The organism is Mycobacterium sp. NGS67 (assembly GCF_059812185.1).
In genome coordinates this window covers 76,699-91,405 of sequence record NZ_JCALCF010000022.1, presented here as the reverse complement: position 1 = coordinate 91,405, position 14,707 = coordinate 76,699, and the positions used below count along the sequence as shown (strand labels likewise).

Annotated in this window: 15 protein-coding genes and 1 tRNA gene; 5 read left to right on the top strand and 11 right to left on the bottom strand. The window is 66.3% G+C overall.

Features of this window, described 5'->3' with window-relative positions:
* On the top strand, positions 1-216 hold a 216-nt coding region (locus AC5Y4D_RS19870; protein ID WP_500038019.1), incomplete at its 5' end, for a WXG100 family type VII secretion target.
* Between the two features lie 121 nt (positions 217-337).
* Here the strand turns inward: AC5Y4D_RS19870 and AC5Y4D_RS19865 are convergent.
* Together AC5Y4D_RS19865 and AC5Y4D_RS19860 are read right to left on the bottom strand one after the other, a co-directional pair.
* Positions 338-2,335, bottom strand: coding sequence for a TPM domain-containing protein (locus tag AC5Y4D_RS19865; RefSeq protein ID WP_499992537.1), 1,998 nt, complete (start codon positions 2,333-2,335; stop codon positions 338-340).
* A 61-nt stretch (positions 2,336-2,396) separates the two neighbouring features.
* Complete coding sequence (locus tag AC5Y4D_RS19860; protein ID WP_499945262.1) at positions 2,397-3,344, bottom strand: esterase family protein; 948 nt, start codon at positions 3,342-3,344, stop codon at positions 2,397-2,399.
* 203 nt (positions 3,345-3,547) lie between these two features.
* Here AC5Y4D_RS19860 and AC5Y4D_RS19855 point away from each other — a divergent pair, with 203 nt between their 5' ends.
* The gene (locus tag AC5Y4D_RS19855) at positions 3,548-4,807 is read left to right on the top strand and encodes a deoxyguanosinetriphosphate triphosphohydrolase (RefSeq protein ID WP_499992538.1); all 1,260 of its coding nucleotides are present in this window, start codon (positions 3,548-3,550) and stop codon (positions 4,805-4,807) included.
* Between the two features lie 46 nt (positions 4,808-4,853).
* Positions 4,854-6,824, top strand: a complete 1,971-nt coding sequence (gene dnaG, locus AC5Y4D_RS19850) for a DNA primase (RefSeq protein ID WP_500038018.1) — start codon at positions 4,854-4,856, stop codon at positions 6,822-6,824.
* Between the two features lie 4 nt (positions 6,825-6,828).
* On the opposite strand, the gene AC5Y4D_RS19845 is transcribed toward dnaG, so the two are convergent.
* Positions 6,829-7,101 carry a hypothetical protein gene (locus tag AC5Y4D_RS19845; RefSeq protein ID WP_499945285.1) on the bottom strand — a complete coding sequence of 91 codons (273 nt, stop codon included), beginning with the start codon at positions 7,099-7,101 and terminating at the stop codon, positions 6,829-6,831.
* 164 nt (positions 7,102-7,265) lie between these two features.
* Between AC5Y4D_RS19845 and AC5Y4D_RS19840 the strand changes: the two genes are divergently transcribed.
* Both AC5Y4D_RS19840 and AC5Y4D_RS19835 read left to right on the top strand, forming a co-directional pair.
* Positions 7,266-7,341: transfer RNA gene (locus AC5Y4D_RS19840), tRNA-Asn, on the top strand.
* 161 nt (positions 7,342-7,502) lie between these two features.
* Complete coding sequence (locus AC5Y4D_RS19835) at positions 7,503-8,612, top strand: three-Cys-motif partner protein TcmP (RefSeq protein WP_500038017.1); 1,110 nt, start codon at positions 7,503-7,505, stop codon at positions 8,610-8,612.
* Here AC5Y4D_RS19835 and AC5Y4D_RS19830 read toward each other — a convergent pair.
* The 8 genes from AC5Y4D_RS19830 to AC5Y4D_RS19795 all read right to left on the bottom strand — a co-directional run bounded on the left by AC5Y4D_RS19830 (position 8,593) and on the right by AC5Y4D_RS19795 (position 14,679).
* Positions 8,593-9,354 carry a DUF5131 family protein gene (locus AC5Y4D_RS19830; RefSeq protein WP_500038016.1) on the bottom strand — a complete coding sequence of 254 codons (762 nt, stop codon included), beginning with the start codon at positions 9,352-9,354 and terminating at the stop codon, positions 8,593-8,595. The genes AC5Y4D_RS19835 and AC5Y4D_RS19830 overlap by 20 nt on opposite strands.
* A gap of 130 nt (positions 9,355-9,484) precedes the next feature.
* Positions 9,485-9,730, bottom strand: a complete 246-nt coding sequence (locus tag AC5Y4D_RS19825; RefSeq protein WP_500038015.1) for a hypothetical protein — start codon at positions 9,728-9,730, stop codon at positions 9,485-9,487.
* A gap of 245 nt (positions 9,731-9,975) precedes the next feature.
* Positions 9,976-11,319 carry a hypothetical protein gene (locus AC5Y4D_RS19820; protein ID WP_500038014.1) on the bottom strand — a complete coding sequence of 448 codons (1,344 nt, stop codon included), beginning with the start codon at positions 11,317-11,319 and terminating at the stop codon, positions 9,976-9,978.
* A gap of 10 nt (positions 11,320-11,329) precedes the next feature.
* On the bottom strand, positions 11,330-11,857 hold the full coding sequence (locus AC5Y4D_RS19815) for a hypothetical protein (RefSeq protein ID WP_500038013.1): 528 nt from the start codon (positions 11,855-11,857) through the stop codon (positions 11,330-11,332).
* A 1-nt stretch (position 11,858) separates the two neighbouring features.
* Entirely contained in the window at positions 11,859-13,136 is a 1,278-nt protein-coding gene (locus tag AC5Y4D_RS19810) for a molybdopterin-dependent oxidoreductase (RefSeq protein ID WP_500038021.1), read from the bottom strand.
* A gap of 181 nt (positions 13,137-13,317) precedes the next feature.
* Complete coding sequence (locus AC5Y4D_RS19805; protein ID WP_499945769.1) at positions 13,318-13,599, bottom strand: ANTAR domain-containing protein; 282 nt, start codon at positions 13,597-13,599, stop codon at positions 13,318-13,320.
* A 205-nt stretch (positions 13,600-13,804) separates the two neighbouring features.
* Positions 13,805-14,257: a DUF4395 domain-containing protein gene (locus AC5Y4D_RS19800; RefSeq protein ID WP_500038012.1), complete on the bottom strand. Its 453-nt coding sequence runs from the start codon at positions 14,255-14,257 to the stop codon at positions 13,805-13,807.
* Entirely contained in the window at positions 14,257-14,679 is a 423-nt protein-coding gene (locus tag AC5Y4D_RS19795; protein ID WP_500038011.1) for a thioredoxin family protein, read from the bottom strand. The genes AC5Y4D_RS19800 and AC5Y4D_RS19795 overlap by 1 nt, the downstream gene beginning before the upstream one ends.
* Positions 14,680-14,707: the final 28 nt, after the last annotated feature.

Below are 14,707 nucleotides of genomic sequence, written 5' to 3'. Positions count from 1 at the left end.
CTGGAGGCCGAGCACCAGGCCATCGTTCGCGATGTGCTGGCTGCCGGTGACTTCTGGGGCGGCGCCGGTTCGGTGGCTTGCCAGGAGTTCATCGCCCAGCTGGGCCGCAACTTCCAGGTGATCTACGAGCAGGCCAACGCCCACGGCCAGAAGGTCCAGAGCGCCGGTCAGAACATGGCGCAGACCGACAGCGCCGTCGGGTCCAGCTGGGCCTGAGAGAAGTACCCGGTTCTGCGGCGGCGCACCGCTAGTCGGTGCGTCCGCCGCGAACCTCAACTACGCACGTCTACTTGCGGTATCCACCGTGAGTGGGCGTGCGTAGTTTTTTCGGGTTCTTTCAGAACCGGCCGCCGCCACCCATGAAGCCGCCGCCGGATGAGCCTCCCGAGGACCTCGACCCTCCGAACGAGGTCGGGCTCCAGCCACCGAATCCGCCCCGCAGGCCGCCGCTGAGCAGGTCGCCGATGATGATGCCACCGAGGATGGCTCCGGTGTCGCTGTCCGTGCGCCGCATGTAGGCGCGCTGTGCCGACTGCACGTCGGCGTTGGCCAGCGATTGCGCCTGGGCTGCCAGTGTCGACGCCCCGTTGGCGTAGGCGATCGCGTCGGTGAGGCTGGAAGGCTTTCTTTCGTGTGCGGCTTCGAGCTGGCGCTTGGCTTCGGCAAGCCGAGTCCTGGCTTCCGGGCCGACGCTGCCACGTCGGGTGTCGATGTATTCCGACACCGCGCGCACTCGCGACTCCGCAGTGAACATGGCCTGCTCGAGCGAGCGCCTGAGCCGCTCGGCGTTGGCTTGTTCTTGAGCCACCGTGGCCACCATCCGGTCAAGTTCGGCGTCTGCCTTACTCAGTTGCGCGAACGCGCTCAACGGATCGGCGGTACCCCGGGAACCACCCGAGCTGTCCAGCGCGCGGGCCGCCGCATCGCGAGCGGCGATCAGTTCGCTGGTATGCGCCGAGGAGTTGCCCTGCGACTTCTGCAGTTGCTCGTTGGCCCGCTTGATGCCGGTCTGGATGTCGGCAACCACCGACGGCAGATTCTGGACGGCATGCCGGATGTCGTCGGCGGCGCTGTCCACCGCGTCGAGCAGCGAACGCGCTTGTCCCAGCGCGGCTTCGGCGGCGCGCACCGAGTCCACCAGTCGCGTCTGCTGTCCGCTCACCGCGTGGCCGGCCAGTTCGCGGGCGATGGCGATGTTGCGGTCGGCGAACTCCAAGCGCTCCTTGGCGGTGCCGACGTTGGCCGAGACCGAAGCCAGCGCCGTGGCACCGAATTCCCGGTGCAACTCGACCAGATGTTGAGCCGCGGGCTCGACACGGGTGGTGAGTTCGACGTATCGCTGCGTCATGGCGTCGAGTCTGGACGCCGCGTTGATCACCAGATCGCGGAGTTGCTCGAAGGCTTCGGTCTGAGATTCCAGCTCGCGGTCGGCATTGGCGGCCGAAACGATCACGCGCGTGAGCAGTTCACGGCGCTGCGCAGGGGTTTCAGGGATGCTGTCGTCGAGTTGATGACGCACCGTAAACGCCTGCGCCAGTGCGGCTTTGGCGTTGTTCAAGGCTTGCGTGAACGGCGCGGTCCGCTGTTCGCCGAATTCTTCGATGGCCAGCGCGAGTTCGTTGGCGCTGGTGCGCACCGCGTTGTCGACTTCCACCACCTTCGACCGGGACAGCTCGTCGAGGATGTCCAACGGCACCGTGGCCAGAGCGGTCGCATCGGTGGGGTCCACCCGTCGCGCCGCGGCCAAGGCGTCGGCCCGTCGCCGCCGGCCACGCCGGCGCATCACCCACAACAGGATCAGCACGGCCAGCGCAAGAGCCGCGAGGAAGGCGAGCAGCACCACCCAGCCCGTCGAGCTCGGCGTCACATTGAGTCCGTTGGCGGCGGCGACGGCGGCGCCGCTCCAGTCGCCTCTGGCCAGCGCGGGCTCGATCTGGTTGCGTCGCAAGTCGTCCACCTGCCGCGCGTTCACACCCGGCACGGCGTTGCCAACCAGGAAGGCGTAGGCGCGGTCGGTGGTCGCCACGGCCAGCAGCGCCTGGCTGCTCTGCAGATCGCTGGCCCGCCGGGTCTGCTCGGCCCAGCTCTGCGCGCTCTGCCCGGAGAACGTGTCGACGTAGACGACCCACAAGCGGATCTGCCGGTCCCCGTAGAGCTTGATCGTGGCCGAGGTCACCATGGCCCGACCCGACTCCGAGAGCGCGTTGGCTTTGTCGGTGATGTAGCCGGGCAGTCGGAACGGCGGCTGGGCGGCGGCGGGGGGTGCCTGTAGCAGTACCCCGCCGCCGACTGCCAGGATCGTCAGGATCACGCCGAGTAGGCGAGCGATGCGCATATCGCTAATTAAACGTCGGTGACGTTGTGCTTGGCGATTGCGGTCCTTGCCCGCCGAAATGTCACGCCTGTCCGCCCCCCGAAGCGCCCAGCGTGCGCTGCATGTCGGCTTTCATGGCCACCAGCTGCGCGTTCCAATATCCCCAACTGTGCACGCCGCTGCCGTCGATGTTGAACGTGGCGTTGTGGCCACCCGCAGCCGTGTAGGCGTTCTTGAAGTCGACGTTGCTCTGCAGCACAACCTGCTCGATCACGGTGCCCGGAATACTGCCCTGTCCCAACTCCGACGGCTTCCCATTGCCGCTGTAAACCCACAGGCGGGTGTTGTTACCGGCGAGCCGTCCGGCTTGCACGGTGGGATCGTGGCGTTGCCAACCCGCCCCGCCCGACGGCCCCCACATGTCCTCGGGATTGAAGCCGCCCTCGTCGTTCATCGCGAGCTTGATCAACGTCGGCCCGTTACCGCTGGACGGCGTGAGGTATGCCGACAACGCACTGGCATAAGCGAATTGCCCCGGGTGATAGGCCGCCAGGATCAACGCCGACGACCCGGACATCGAAACGCCGACGACGGCATTGCGGGTGCTACGGACGCCCTTGCCCGCCAGATAGGCCGGCAACTCACTGGTCAGGAATGTCTCCCATTTGTAGGTGGCACCGTTTGCCGACCCGTACCAGTCGGCGTAGAAACTGGACCGTCCGCCGACCGGCATGACCACCGAAATGCCCGAGCCCTTGTATTCGTCGAAGGCGTTGGTTTCGATATCCCAGCCGTTGCGGTCGTCGCGGGCGCGCAGGCCGTCGAGCAGATAGACCGCCGGCGCCCCGCCCTGCTGAAACTCCACCGTCACGTCGCGGCCCATCGCCGCCGACGGGACCTGCAGAAACTCCGGCGCCGCGGCCCGCGCCGCCGGCTCGGCCCCGACAACTCCCAGCAGCCCCGGTAGTGCGGCGGCCACCGCCGCCGCGCTCGACAGTCGACGCATCCAACGTCTGTTGCGCACGTTCATATCTCTGATCCCCTCTGAAACCTCCAGAACAGCAAGCGGGTGGACGCTGTCGTCCATCCCACGGCTGTTTCGCAATCTGGATCCGACCCAGTTCAGCACGTGGTACCCAGGCCGGTGGGGCCTCAATCGGCAGACGTCGTCTCCCTTCGCGGCGGGACGTCGATTGTCACCCAGGCGAATCTTCCCTGGCAGACTGTGGATCGGTGAGCACCGATCAGCCCGACCCCTATGACGACTTCGACCGCGAACGGCGGGTACTCGAAGCGCCGAAGAGTGCGGGTCTGCCGGGCACCGAGGGTCAGCACCGCACCGACTTCGCCCGCGACCGGGCTCGGGTGCTGCATAGCGCGGCGCTACGCCGGTTGGCCGACAAGACCCAGGTCGTGGGTCCGCGGGAAGGCGACACTCCGCGCACCCGTCTCACCCATTCGCTCGAGGTGGCGCAGATCGGTCGGGGGATGGCCATCGGGCTGGGCTGCGATCTCGATCTCGTCGAGCTGGCCGGCCTGGCACATGACATCGGCCACCCGCCCTACGGGCACAACGGAGAGCGGGCGCTCGACGAGGTGGCCGCCGACTACGGCGGTTTCGAGGGCAACGCCCAGAACTTCCGTATCCTGACCAGCCTGGAGCCCAAAGTGCTTGACGGGCAAGGGCGTAGCGCAGGATTGAACCTGACCCGCGCGGCCCTGGACGCGGTCACCAAGTATCCGTGGGGACGCGGTGACAACGAGCGCAAGTACGGCTTCTACGACGAAGACCGCGAAGCGGCTGCCTGGGCACGGGCGGGTGCGCCGGATCGTCGCACATGCCTGGAGGCGCAGGTCATGGACTGGGCCGACGACGTCGCCTACTCGGTGCACGACGTCGAGGACGGCGTCGTCTCCGAACGCATCGATCTGCGTGTGCTCGCCGACGAGGACGAGGCGGCGGCGCTGGCCAAGCTGGGCGAGAATGAGTTCGCCCAGGTCGATGCCGACGACCTGATGCAGGCCGCGCGGCGGCTGTCCCGGCTGCCGGTGGTTGCCGCGGTCGGCAAGTACGACGCCACGTTGTCGGCGGCGGTGGCACTCAAGCGGTTGACCAGTGAATTGGTGGGCCGGTTCGCTACGGCCGCGATCGCCACCACCCGCGCGGCGGCTGGGTCCGGTCCGCTGCTGCGCTACCGAGCCGACCTGCATGTCCCAGATCTGGTCCGCGCCGAGGTCGCGGTACTGAAAATCCTTGCGCTGCAATTCATCATGTCCGATCCGCGGCATTTGGAAACGCAGGCCCGGCAACGCGAACGTATCCACCGGGTGGCCCAGTGGTTGCAGGCCGGGGCGCCGCAGACCCTCGACCCGATGTTTGCCGCAGCCTTCAACGCCGCCTCCGGAGACGGCGCTCGCCTGCGGGTCGTCGTCGACCAGATCGCCTCCTACACCGAGGGACGACTGGAACGCATCGACGCCGGCCGATCCTGACGGCAACGGTGCCCGCGCCGTCGGGACGACGGCTTAGACTGAGCCCGTGTCGAGTCCGGCTGGCCCCAGGGATGCGGGCCGTTCCGGCGGTCGGTCCAGAATTTCGGACCGCGACATCGCCGCGATCCGGGAAAGAGCCGTGATCGAGGACGTCGTCGGTGATTACGTCCAGCTCAAGCGGGCGGGCGCCGACTCGCTGAAGGGCCTGTGCCCGTTCCACAACGAGAAGTCGCCGTCGTTCCACGTGCGCCCCAACCACGGTCACTTCCATTGCTTCGGTTGCGGTGAAGGCGGCGACGTGTACGCCTTCATTCAGAAGATCGAGCACGTCAATTTCGTCGAAGCCGTCGAAATGTTGGCCGATCGGATCGGCCACACGATCACCTACACCGGCTCGGCCACCAGCGTGCAGCGCGACCGCGGCAGCCGCAGCAGGCTGATCGCGGCCAACGCAGCCGCCGCCGCGTTCTACGCCGAGCAACTGGAGTCCGCCGAGGCGGCTCCGGCCCGGCAGTATCTGACCGAGCGCAGTTTCGACGCCGAGGCCGCCCGCCGGTTCGGCTGCGGCTACGCGCCGTCAGGCTGGGACAAACTCACGAAACATCTGCAGCGCAAGGGGTTCGAGTTCAAGGAACTGGAAGCGGCCGGGCTGGCAAAGCAGGGCCGTCGCGGCCCGATCGACCGGTTCCACCGGCGCCTGCTCTGGCCCATCCGCACGTCGGCCGGTGAGGTGATCGGGTTCGGTGCGCGGCGACTGTTCGACGACGACCCGATGGAAGCCAAATACGTCAACACCCCCGAAACGGTGTTGTACAAGAAGTCCTCGGTGATGTTCGGTATCGACCTCGCCAAGCGCGACATCGCCAAGGGGCATCAGGCCGTGGTGGTCGAGGGATACACCGACGTGATGGCCATGCACCTGGCCGGGGTCACCACCGCGGTCGCGTCGTGCGGCACCGCGTTCGGCGACGAGCATCTGGCCATGCTGCGCCGGCTGATGATGGACGACAGTTTCTTCCGGGGGGAACTGATCTACGTCTTCGACGGTGACGAGGCCGGCAAGGCCGCCGCGCTCAAGGCGTTCGCCGGCGAACAGAACCTGGCCGGGCAGTCCTTCGTAGCGGTCGCCCCCGACGGCATGGACCCCTGCGATCTGCGGCTGCGCTCCGGTGACGGCGCGCTGCGCGACCTGGTGGCGCGACGAACCCCGTTGTTCGAGTTCGCGATTCGCACCGCGCTCGGCGAGATGGACCTGGACAGTGCCGAGGGCCGGGTGGCCGGGCTGCGTCGCTGCGTGCCGATGGTGGGCCGGATCAAGGACCCCACGCTGCGCGACGAATACGCGCGCCAGCTCGCCGGCTGGGTCGGCTGGGACGATGTCGCGCAGGTGATCGACCGGGTCCGGGCCGAAGCCCGCAAATCCGGCGGCTCCGCCCGGTCCGCGGCGCCGGCCAAGCCGTCTCGACGCACGTCGCCCGCTCAGACCCCCGCTGAGGGCGGAGCCGCACAACCCGCCGTCACCCGTCCGGACCCGCGCGATCCGACGCTGTGGCCCCAGCGTGAGGCTCTCAAATCGGCGTTGCAGTATCCCGCGTTGGCCGGCCCGGTGTTCGACACGCTGACCGTGGAGAGCTTCACGCACCCGGCTTACGCCGCCGTGCGGGCCGCGATCGAGGCGGCGGGCGGCACCGCGATCGGTGTCAGCGGGGCCCAATGGCTGGACATGGTGCGCCAACAGACCAGCGCGGCGCCGATCGCCGGCCTGATCAGCGAACTGGGAGTCGAGACGATCCGGGCCGACGACGAGCAGTTGCCGCGCTACATCTCCGGGGTGCTGGCCCGGCTGCAGGAAGTGTGGATGGGGCGCCAGATCGCGGAGGTCAAGTCGAAGTTGCAGCGTATGTCGCCGATCGAACAGGGCGACGAGTATCACGCCTTGTTCGGCGACCTGGTGGCGATGGAGGCCTACCGCCGCAGCCTGCTGGAACAGGCCAGCGGCGACGATCTCACGGCATGAGACGTCAGCGGGTAGCGTTCACCTGCGGTTCGACGTCCGGCTCGAGTTCCTCGACGCGGCCGACGACGGCAGTACCGTCGATCTCGGTCAGGGTGACGAATCCGGTGTCGGGAGAGATCCGATTCGCGATCTTGCGACGACCCCCTTCGATCATCGATCTGGCTATCGGACTCGAGGTCACGGCGCGATAGGTGCCGGCAATCTGCTCGTAGCGTCGACGTCCGGCTTTCGTGCCCAACACGTAGCCCAGTCCCAACACGGCGACATACCCGATCAAAGCGGTCCCTCCGAAGCGAAGTGCGATTGGTTCCATCCTGCCTCATCCGGTGGCGAAGCGGCGCGCCCGATGCGCCGACGCTCCCGGGACCTCTAGTTGGGGGCGACTCTGCCAGTACGCTAGAGTCGTCCCGCGATCAGCACCAGGATTGGCTGGACTGATAGTCCCCTGTAGCTCAACTGGCAGAGCATTCGGCTGTTAACCGAAGGGTTGAAGGTTCGAGTCCTTCCGGGGGAGCCAGGTAGAAGGTATTTTTGCTAGTCGCGGGCTATAACCGGGCTATTTCGACGGCGGTGTTGTCGGTGGTCGTCGGTAAGCTGGCAATCCCCTTGGCGTCGGCTGAATGCGGCGCGGCTGCACCAAGGACCAGCCAGCCATGCCGCTCGGAGAGTTACACCGGCATGCCTGCACTCATCGATTCCGACCCCAAGAAGTGGGTCATCAACGGCCATACCCGCGCCAAACACCAGATCCTTGAGAAATACCTCGCCGCGTGGTTCCCAATCCTGTCGAAGTACAACCGTCGCGTGCTGTACATAGACGGCTTCGCGGGCCGGGGCCGCTACGACGACGGATCGGAGGGATCGCCTCAGCGGGCGATGCGCACGCTGATCGAGCACCCGATCCTCAAACAGCGCACCTCCTGTGAGTTCCTGTTCATGTTCATCGAGAAGAACGCGGACAACGCCGCCGCCCTCACCGCCGAACTGCAGGCCCTTGAGGACTCCGGCGTCGTTCCGCCGAACGTCAAGTGGGGCGTTGTCAACAGCTCGTTCGAATCCGAGATGCAGCGGCTATGCGACCTGATGGAGGCGCAGGGCAAGAACCGCGCGCCCACGTTCGCGTTTATCGACCCCTTCGGCTACACCCGGTTCCCTATGTCGTTGCTCGCCCAGATCGCCAAGAGCCCGAACACCGAGTTGTTCATCAACTTCATGGTCGGGTTCGTCCAGCGGTTCCTTGAGCGGGACGGCCAGGACGACGCCATTGAGAAGCTGTTTGGCCGAGACGTGAACCAGGTGCTGCGGGCTATGCCGTCGGGGGACAAGCGCATCGAACAGTTAGTCGAGATCTACATGGACGCCTTGCGGGAGAAGACCGGTTTGCAGCATCTTCAGAGGTTCTACATGATCAATAAGACCGGGAACGTGTCCTACGCGATGGTGCACGCGACCAGCCATCCCTTGGGTGTGAAGAAGATGAAGGCCGCGATGTGGGACGCAGACCCGACCGGCACCTACCGCTTCTCGGATCGTATGGGCGATGCCGACGTGCTGTTCGTCCCCGAACCAGACCTCACCCCGCTCCGGGCGATCCTCAAGGCGCAATTTGCTGGCGCGAGGGGCATTAACGCGGAGATCGTCCGCGACTGGACCGAGTTGAACACCCCGTTCCGCGACAAGCATGCAAATGTGATCCTCAAGGAGTACGAGGCGACCAACGTCATCGCGGTGAACCGCGCCAAGGGCTCCCGTCAGTTCGGGAAGGGTGTCACCTTCGACTTCCTGTAGCGACGGCCGTCAGCGGCATCTCGTCCCATAGCGCACCTTCCAGCAGCCGCCCAAGAGATTTCGGTGTACGTCCGCCCCACTGCTTGAAGAAAAACGCGACCTCGGCGGCCTGGCAAGTATCACGAATATCGCGCACCCAGTGCTCCTCCACCCGGCGGTGGTTAGGGCCTGACTCGCCGCCAGCAATTACCCAGTGGATGCCGTCTAGTCTCAAGCCGTCCAGCGGTCCTATCAACGGCTCACAGGACAGGAAGCGCACTGCCGCTGGAACTTCCCGCAAGTGATCCACGCGGGGCAACGCTGCGGCGTCCTCCACCGACACGCCCATCCACAGATTGCTTGGCCAGTCCAGCTTCTCGGCGACTCGGCGCAGACGCAGACTCCGCTTCGTGAGCACTTGATAGGTGTGCTGCGGGGTATCGCGACAAACGTCGAACACATCGCGGATGAAGTCCAGCGGAACGCGCGCGTGAAACAGGTCCGACATCGAGTTGACGAACACCACGCGCGGCTGCCGCCAGCGCAACGGCTCATTGAGCGCGTCGGGATGAATGGTGATGCCAAACCCGGGGCCGGACGTTCGCGGATCACCGTCGGTCTGATATTTCGCCGATCCCATCGCCTTCAACCTCTTCGCCAGCGTCATCGCGTAGCAGTGGTCGCAACCAGGTGACATTCGGTCGCAGCCTGTCACAGGGTTCCACGTTGCTTCGGTCCACTCGATTCCTGATCGATCTGCCATCAGCTAGCACTCCCCATCCCGAAGTTCGAACATATGTTCGAATAGTACCACACTAGATAGTAGGCTACCCGGATCGCATTTGGGCAACCCGCTGGTCAAAGGATTTTCGTTTCGGGGGCCAGCCGGTCAATCAGTCTTTGTTGGGGAACAAGTACTTCGTGATGATCACGACGAGACCGATCAACTGGACCACGGCGGCACCGATCCACACCGACATCGACTGCTCGGGCGCGCGAAACTCGTAGGCGCGCAAGTAGAGATAGAAGAACCAGTCGGCGATACCGACCTGGACCACCATCGCCAGCAGCAGCACGAACGCGTAGACCCGGCGGAAGTTGAGATTGCTCCGCTCGACCTTCAGGTTGTGCGCGACCATCGCCTGGTCGAAGTGCCGACCGCACCGGCAACCTGCTCACATACGAGGCGACATCGGGCCTCCCTAACATGAATGCGGTGACGGCGCCTTTGGGCGAATTGCATTGCGTCGTCGAGGTTGTCGGCTGACGTGGTCGACGACCGCCCGCGATTTCTGCAGATACAACGTGGGAGCGTGGGACCTACCTATGCTCGGCCGTTGTCGGCGACGTGCCGGCACCGGCACGTTGGTAGGTCGAAGCTGGGTCACCAGTTGGTCAGGATCAAATGGTTCAGCGCCAGCGTGCCGAGGACGTTGACGGCCAGCCACCAGCGGTGCGATGCGCGGGGCAACAATGCCGGCGACGCCGTCAACCACACCAGGAACGGCAGCCAGATCCGCTCTGTTTCGGCTTTGCTGAGCATGCTCAGGTCGGCGCACAGCATCGCGGCGACCGCGCCCAGCACCAACAGCTGCAGACCGGACGGCCGACGGGTGAAGGCGCGGCTCAAACCTGCGACGCTACCCAGGCCGATCGCGCAGACGACCGACGCGAGATTGGCCCAGCTCCAGTACTGGAACGGCCGGTTCATCGCGATGCCCTGCCAATAGCGTTGCTGGACAAGGGTGTAACCGTCGAACCAGCAGAACCCCGCCATCGCGAACGCCGCTGCCACCGCCACCGCCGCAAGCAGTGCCGCGGCCAACGCGGCCAGCGCAGCCCGACGCCTGCGCACCGCGACGAGCGCCGCGAGCGCGGGCAGCCCCATCAGCACCAGCCCGTAGTTCAGAAAGATCCCCCACCCCAGTAGCAGTCCGGCGACGGCAGCCACGGCAACCGGAAAACGCACCCGGCCGGCGGCTGCCAATGTCAGCAGCGCGATGCCCCAAGCGGCGACGCCGGCGAAGTAGCCATCGGCGGAGACAGCCACCCAGATCGCGGTCGGCGCGACCGCGACGAACGGCGCGGCCAGCCGGGCGGTGGTCTCGTCTGACACCGCGCGCACCGCAACGATCACAGCGGTGGCCGCACTCGAGCCGACGAGCAGGCAGAACGCGGCCGCCCACGCGCCGCCGCTCAACCCGATCCGGTCCAGCCAGACGAAGGTCACCAGCGCGCCGGGCGGATGGCCGGAGACGTGGGTGATCCACGAGTCGGGCTGGAAGTCGAGGATCCGGCCGGCGAAGGTCCGCAGCATCAGCGGGATGTCATCGATCGTCGGCACCTGCCGCAGATACTCGTGGCGGGCGACGAGCCGTCCGGCGAATCCCAGCTGCCAGCCGTCGATCATCGCCAACGCGAACGCCCACGCGCAGGCGGTCGCCCAGGTGGCGAGGGTGAGCAGCCACCAGGACAGTCGTTGCGCAAGGCGCGGACCCCACAGCACGACTGCGGCACCGATTGCGACGGCGGCGACGGTGCCCCAACCGGCGTGAACCATCCACCAGCCGAAGATCGGTGCCGTGTCCGTCAAGTCGTGGATCGCCTGCGGGGTGCTGTTGATCAACGGGGTGACGATTCCGAGGTGCAGATCGGGCACCACGAAAGCCGCCGTCACCAGCGCGACGCCCATCGACACCGCAACGGTTTCGCGACGTCCGATCTGCACAGCAGGCTGCCTAGGATTTGTGGGTTTCGTTGACCCCAGCGCGGGGCCCGTCCACCGCGAGTCGTGCGGCGTAGGCGAGCGCGCTCAGGCCGTACAGGACGGCGACGAGCAGCAGCCAGCGCCCCAGGAAGGGTTGCTGGTCCTGACCGGTGGCCGCCACGTAGCTGGATTCGCCCTGCCGGATGATTCCCGGGAAGAACAGCAGCAGTGCGAGGCCCGCAGCCAAGGTCGGCACGCGAAAGTAGTTGAGCGGCGAGATTTCCGGCCGAATACCTCGTCGAATCCGAACGGCGGCAACGGCTTTGACCAGAGAGCGGTCGGCCAGCGCGTACAGCGGAAACAGGATCAGGTCGTGCGCGATGATCGCGGCGATGAACCAGACGCCGATCGACTGCCACCACACCGCCGGATTCCACAGGGCGTGCGGCCCGAGCACGGTCACGACATATCCGGCGAGAGCGCACGCGGCGACCGTGCCCAGCAGATGCAGGGGATGAGCGCCGTAGAACGCGGTGAACCGGGCGATGTGGGCGCGCATTTCAGGCGGTGCCGAACTCGATGGACCGCACCCACTTGGTGTTGTGCACCCCGGGCAGCGCGGGCACGATGATGCGGGCGGGATAGCCGTGGTCGGGCGACAGGTCGACACCGTTGACCCGAAGGGCCAGCAGCGAGTCGCGATCTCTCACCTGGTTGGCCTGTAGGACCGCCTGGTTGAATGCCCCGACTCGCTCGAGTGACCGCACCGTGGCCCGCGCGGGACCGCTCATCCCGGCCAGGGCGGCCAGATCGCGGAGCCGAACTCCGCTCCACCTCTGAGTTGTCGACCAGCCCTCCACGCAGGCGATCGGCAATTCGGCGGTGTGCTGCGGCATTGCTTCCAGGTCAGCCCGGTCCAGCAGCACTTGACCCGACGGGCCGCGCACGGTGAGTCGCCAATCGGGGCCGGTGTCGGCGGGGGTGATCGCGGCGGCCGCGGCGGTCCGGTTGACCTGAAAATCATTGGGTCCGTCGCCGCGGCTGCGTCCCCGGGGCAACAGCAGCGCCGCGCCGCGGGTGAAGCCGCCCACGGTCTGGCCGGCGGTGAGGACCGCGACGAACAGTGCGCCGCCGGTGACCAGTGCCAGCGCGCCGCGTCGACTCAGCGTGGCCGGGGCGGGATCGGCGGCGACCAGCCCGTCGGCGTCGTGCGGCTCGGGGCGGGTGTCGGCCCGCGAGGTGCGCAGCACCGTACGGAACGAACGAGACCGCAAGCCGGACAGCATCTTCGGCCATTTGATCAGCACGTGGATCACGAAGCCGGCGATGAAGACCCACGCACCGAAGTAGTGGGCGGTGTAGAAGCTGAAGCCGAAAATGTAGTCGTACTGGATGTTCAACACTCCGGTAGCCAGCTCGAACAGGATCCCGCCCACCAGCATCGACAATGACAGCCGCTCCAGCAGTTGCGCGAACGAACGCAGCGGTGGCCAGGCGAAGAGCCGCGGAATGACCGACCAGAGTTTGGCCAGCACCACCGGGATCAGGACCAGGCCCAGACCGACGTGCACGCCTTGGGTCAAGCGGTACAGCCACGGGGGTCGGGTGGGCCACTCGAAGGTGGGCAACTTGAGCCATCCCACGTCGTTGGGGATGGCCTGGCCGAATTGGGGGGCGTACGCGATGTAGGACAGCAGACCGGTCAGGATCACCAGCGGCAGCCCGACGAGCAGCGCCAGGCCGAACACCGACGTCAGCCACGGCCCCCGCAACGGGCTTCGCCATCGGTGCAGCAGGCGCGTCCCGGGCGGGGGATGACGTTCCAGCGCGCGCCACAGCGGAGCGGGAAATCCATAACGCCGGTCGCTCGGATCGCGCTCGAAAGCCGAGTTGGCTTTGGCGGCTTCGTGCTTGGGGTCGGCCAATACGGTGCCGTTCGTCGTCGGTGCAGTCGACCGTTATTCGATGCTGGTCGCCGGACGGATTGCCCGCATCCGAATTTCCAAACGGCTGCCTGCTTCAGACCAGCAGGTGCGCGCCCCACTCCCGCTCGGCGGCCAGCTGCGCGGCCGAACCGGCGGACTGGCTGTCCGCTTCGCCGCTGGCCAGCTTCACCAAAGCGCCTGCCAGCGCGAAGACGGGGACCTGATGTCTCTGGCCGGCGGCCACCAATTCCCGGAATGCGGCATAGCTATCGCACCGGCGCCATCCCACGAGAATCCCGACCGCCGTGTCGAGCGCGCGGGTCGTTTCGTGCCGGCCGTCACTGATCGATACTGCTGTGCGCAGACTTTCGGTCATCAATCGTTGAACCCTTCTGGAATTGCCATGTCGCGCACGGCGAGACGAAGCGAATGGGAAGCAGATGATCAACGGAGGCGACAGCGGCACGGCCGCACGGACTGAGGCATGTCTCCACTATAGGGCATCGGCAAAGAGTCGACTTGATTCAAAGTGTTTGCCTCACAGTGGATTTAAAGGCCAGGACCGAATAAGCGGGCGGTCGTTACGCCGCGGGTGCTCGACGGAATCGGGCGACCAGCGGGTAGATCTGGCAACCCAGGCAAATGCCGAAGGCCGCATTCAGAAACGCCGCGAAGAGGGCGAACGCGGTTGCGACGAGTCCCACCAGAGTCAGCCCGGCCACGAAGCCGATCACGCCGATGACGGCGAAGATCAACCCGACCAACTGCGCGAACTTCAACGGCGGCACCGGTTCACGTTCACTGACCGGGCTGAGTCGCGGCGCGACCAGTTTGGCGAACAGCAATCCGTAAGGGCTGCTGCGTGGACCGCGCAACGCGCTCAGCGCGAAAACGACGGCCTGGGCGCCCAGCAGCGCCGCCGCGGCAGGCTGGCTGAAGACCGACAGGACCAACGTCGAGACCAGAACCGTCGTGGTGATCCACGCCGCAAAGCGGGGACCGCGCACGTCGACCTGGTTTGTCGGCGACGACATCAATGTGCTCCTCTCAAGGGCTGCAAGGCCGTCTGTAGGTCGGCCGCCTTCGGCACCCCGGCGGTGCGGAACCGCTGCCGACCGTCGGAGTCGAAGATGAAGGTGGTGGGCAGTGACAGCACTGAAAGTCGTTTGGCCGGACCGGGATTGGCGTCGATGTCCAACTCGACATGCGCCACATCGGGCAACTCGGCGCATACCTGGTCGACCACTCGACGCACCGCCGCGCACGGGCCACACCAGTCCGCGCTGAAATGCACCACCGTCGGCCCGGTCTCGGACAAGCCCAGATCTGAATTGTCTTGCCCGCCAACCGGCGAACTGCGCAACACGCCCGACCGGCGATTGACCAGCGCGCCGATCACGCCGGCACCGCCCAACGCCGCGACGCCCGCGATCCCCGCGATCACAGCAGAACTCACCAGCACACCAACACTTTCCGCAGCGCGA

What these genes read in the sequence shown, in the direction of transcription:
- AC5Y4D_RS19865 (WP_499992537.1), bottom strand. Translation starts at nt 2,335, where the DNA reads ATGCGCATCGCTCGCCTACTCGGCGTGATCCTGACGATCCTGGCAGTC.
- AC5Y4D_RS19860 (WP_499945262.1), bottom strand. Translation starts at nt 3,344, where the DNA reads ATGAACGTGCGCAACAGACGTTGGATGCGTCGACTGTCGAGCGCGGCG.
- AC5Y4D_RS19835 (WP_500038017.1), top strand. Translation starts at nt 7,503, where the DNA reads ATGCCTGCACTCATCGATTCCGACCCCAAGAAGTGGGTCATCAACGGC.
- AC5Y4D_RS19830 (WP_500038016.1), bottom strand. Translation starts at nt 9,354, where the DNA reads ATGGCAGATCGATCAGGAATCGAGTGGACCGAAGCAACGTGGAACCCT.
- AC5Y4D_RS19825 (WP_500038015.1), bottom strand. Translation starts at nt 9,730, where the DNA reads ATGGTCGCGCACAACCTGAAGGTCGAGCGGAGCAATCTCAACTTCCGC.
- AC5Y4D_RS19815 (WP_500038013.1), bottom strand. Translation starts at nt 11,857, where the DNA reads ATGCGCGCCCACATCGCCCGGTTCACCGCGTTCTACGGCGCTCATCCC.
- AC5Y4D_RS19805 (WP_499945769.1), bottom strand. Translation starts at nt 13,599, where the DNA reads ATGACCGAAAGTCTGCGCACAGCAGTATCGATCAGTGACGGCCGGCAC.
- AC5Y4D_RS19800 (WP_500038012.1), bottom strand. Translation starts at nt 14,257, where the DNA reads ATGTCGTCGCCGACAAACCAGGTCGACGTGCGCGGTCCCCGCTTTGCG.